Consider the following 3,275-nt stretch of genomic DNA (forward strand, 5'->3'; position numbering starts at 1 on the left):
GTACTGTCTTCGGCGACGCGCCTTGTCTGAAACTTTCGGTGGATGGCTATAAAACGACGCAAACAGTCCCTGGTCGATAGCGTTTTAGCCTCCCATTTGTCCTATAGCCCGGAAAAACCGTGCCACCCACACCCGCAAAACCTATCGCCACACAATCTGCGCCTTGCCCATCGCCAGCCCGTACACCCTGGCATTATTCCTGCCGCTGCTGGTAATACGAAACTTCTCGGCGGGCGCGCCCAAATGCTTGTTCAGCGCCTTAAAAATACGGGCAGAGCCTTCGCGCAAAATGCGGTGCATTTCCTCATAATTCGAGCTGGCAAGAAAATCACTATAGCGTTCGCCATTATCGGCATATTCCTTTGAATAAAATTCACGAAAATGGCGCGCCAGCAATTCCATATCTTTTCTGCCAACAGACTTGCCTTCCTCATACAGCCTGACCATCGCTGCATAAAGGGCGAATTGCTGTAACGGCAATTTCAGCGGCGGCGTATTGCCGAAACGCAACGATTGCGCGACCACATCAATCTCAATACGCCAGTCCGTCCATTGCAATTGCGTCTGTTCCACCGCCTGCCCATAAGTCCAGTTTGCATCCAGCACCAAATTGGGCATCCCGTCGCGCATCCGTACAAACGGAATATCGGCCAGCATCACTTCTGCCTTGTCGGTAGAAACCTTGCCCTGTGGCGTGTCAATCCATTGCGGCACGCGCGGCGGGAAAAAGAAGTCACGGTTCGCCTCAAACGGCTCATTAATCAACACGTGCGACAACCGATCCTGCACGCGACCAAACAGCGACAACGCATAACCAATATAAAACCCCATCGACTTGCGTCCGCCCGCAATCGAAACGTGCAATGCCGTATCCTCCTCACGGCAAAGATCATGAATAAAGCGGACAATCATATCCGCCGCCAGATTATTCTCTGCGGGCGTGCGAATATCATCGAGGACATTGCCCTGTGCATCACGAATCAAATGAATATGCTCGGGCGTAAAGCCAATACCATCGGGCGCATAATCAGCACAAAAACGGGCGAAATGCCCGTCCGCAAAAAGCGCGGTGCGGATTTTTTCTGCCCCGGCTCCGGTGGTCAAAACGTGTACCTCATCCGGCAGCCATTGCTGCTGCACAACCAGCGCATACAGTGTTTCCGTAACAATCTGCGGCGACATCCCCGTCACCGCGACCAAAATTTTGCGTTTCTTGTTCATAACGTTCCCTCACAGGTTAGCGACAGCGATAGCTGCCGTCGGCACTGAGCCAGGTGCCATCGCCGATATAAATCTCGCCGCCATCACCGCCATTCATCTCATAAATATCACTCATGATGCTTGCGACACTATCCTCACCGCAAGAATAGTCATCATACACGTCTTCTTCGGTAAATGCATGGCAATGCTCCCAATATTCCGGGGAGCCTTCACCAAAGACAGCAATGATCATTTCCTCGATGGACATATCGTTGTAGAGCAGATAGTCTTCGATGGCATAATGATTCTTGCGAAAATCATTATGGCAGCACGCACCAATCTTGCGGGCAAGACTTTCCAGAAAGAAAATCCATATCTTGCCGTTCTTTATATAGTATTCACCACAAAACGCCCGCGCATCCTCAACACGCTTGTAGCCGAGAATCAGCGCTTTCTGTACACCCATTTCATAGGCGCTACGGAAAGCAGATTTACGATTACGGTATTTAACGTTGATTTTCATAGATGAATGCAGTAATTACGGCAGAAGCAGAATAAGAGAAAATAGCCCAGGAAAGAAGAAAGACAAATTTGTGTACAGCGCGTTTTGACTCATGGATAACGGCTGGATTGCGATGAAGTATAACGGCGCGTTTACCGGGAAGCATTGACGACAACTTTGTTACGAGGTTTGTTGATGTAGTGTATGCGACAGCCAGGACATAAAAGATTCATCCGCACCTTCAAAACAATGTCTTTGGCTGATTTCAGGTTGCGGTGCGTTTTCGCCTGCCGTGTCTTTATCCGGCAACAGCCGTAAAAATTCAGGAATGGACAGCGCACCATAGAGAAGAAAATCATCAATGGCATAGCCAGCTGCAGCAAATTCCTGCGGTGTCGAAATGCCAAGCGCGCGCCCGAGTGCAGTCAGATTGAAAATCCAGCGCTTGCCATCCTTGAGGTAATAAACCCCGCCATAAGCGCGCGTATCCGTTACCTTTTGATAGCCCAGCGCCAATGCCTTAAATTCGCTGGTTGAAAAATCGGTATGCATGATTGGCCTCGCATGGCAGTTTTATCGCTGCCCATAGAAAAGACAGGTGGGGCAAGCCCCACCCGATGAAGTCAGAGAACGGTTAAAACGGCGGGCGTTCCACATTCTTGAGCATATTCAGCATGATGTTTTGCTGCACATGGATTTGTTCCAGTGTTTGCCGGATTTGCGCCAACGAATCATAAAGAAAGGAAAACCAGGTATCGGCGCCAATCGTCGGCGCGGGCGGATTTTCTGCGGCAGAATGCAAAATTTCCGTATGTTTTTCCTGCTGGTGCTGCTCCCAGGCATATTGCTCCAGCCAATAGCGATGCCATTTTTCACCTTTGACTTCGTAAATTTCCAGCGCGACCGGTTCGGGATGGTATTTCTCCAGTTTGTCGAGTTCTGCCATATGTTCGGCAGTATTCGGATTGTCTGTTTCAAACCAGATGGAATGAGACATATCTTTGGCTTTCATGATCAAGAACATTTTTTACTCCGGTTGTTGTGATGGATTCATGATAGGGCGGGTAATAGCACTTGTCCCTTTTGGCAAAATTGTGGGACAGGATAGAAGTTACCCAGATTCTGAATGCTATTGGTTTAATAGCCACAGCAGGAAAAGAACAAAAAAGATAACGACACAACCCGCATTGTTTCCGCCATTCTGGTCAGATGCCTCATCGCTGTCAGCGGGAGAAAACAACTGTGCGATGAATGCCAGTATGGCAACAAATGCAACATAAATAATTGCCCAGAGAAGCCAGGCAAGCCATAAATAGACGGGAAGCAGAAGGATATGATAGAGAGACATAAAATACTCGCTGATTTGGCAAATACGGATGATTATTTACGAAAAGGGTTATTATCTTTGATATGTGCAGGTTACACCATAAATAAGCTATCACTTGCCCTGACAATTTTGTGGCACTACGGATTCGATAATCGCCCCACAGTTTTTATGTGTGGCAAGCATAGTCCGCCAGAGGCCAGTCATCAGCAAAGACAAATTTGTCGCATAAAAAAGCCCGCCAACGCG

At 48.6% G+C, this 3,275-nt stretch carries 5 protein-coding genes; all 5 read right to left on the reverse strand.

The window, feature by feature from the left end:
* Nucleotides 1–141: 141 nt before the first annotated feature.
* On the reverse strand, nt 142–1,221 hold the full coding sequence (gene csm6, locus Q0349_RS04435; protein ID WP_298079671.1) for a CRISPR-associated ring nuclease Csm6: 1,080 nt from the start codon (nt 1,219–1,221) through the stop codon (nt 142–144).
* A 16-nt stretch (nt 1,222–1,237) separates the two neighbouring features.
* On the reverse strand, nt 1,238–1,723 hold the full coding sequence (locus tag Q0349_RS04440; protein ID WP_298079672.1) for a hypothetical protein: 486 nt from the start codon (nt 1,721–1,723) through the stop codon (nt 1,238–1,240).
* 159 nt (nt 1,724–1,882) lie between these two features.
* On the reverse strand, nt 1,883–2,254 hold the full coding sequence (locus tag Q0349_RS04445; protein ID WP_298079673.1) for a hypothetical protein: 372 nt from the start codon (nt 2,252–2,254) through the stop codon (nt 1,883–1,885).
* Between the two features lie 82 nt (nt 2,255–2,336).
* Nucleotides 2,337–2,726 (reverse strand): hypothetical protein, encoded by a 390-nt coding sequence (locus Q0349_RS04450; RefSeq protein ID WP_298079674.1) that lies wholly within the window; start codon nt 2,724–2,726, stop codon nt 2,337–2,339.
* 105 nt (nt 2,727–2,831) lie between these two features.
* Nucleotides 2,832–3,050 (reverse strand): hypothetical protein, encoded by a 219-nt coding sequence (locus tag Q0349_RS04455; protein WP_298079675.1) that lies wholly within the window; start codon nt 3,048–3,050, stop codon nt 2,832–2,834.
* Between the last annotated feature and the right edge of the window lie 225 nt (nt 3,051–3,275).

Source organism: uncultured Cardiobacterium sp., assembly GCF_938028185.1.
Lineage (GTDB): Bacteria > Pseudomonadota > Gammaproteobacteria > Cardiobacteriales > Cardiobacteriaceae > Cardiobacterium.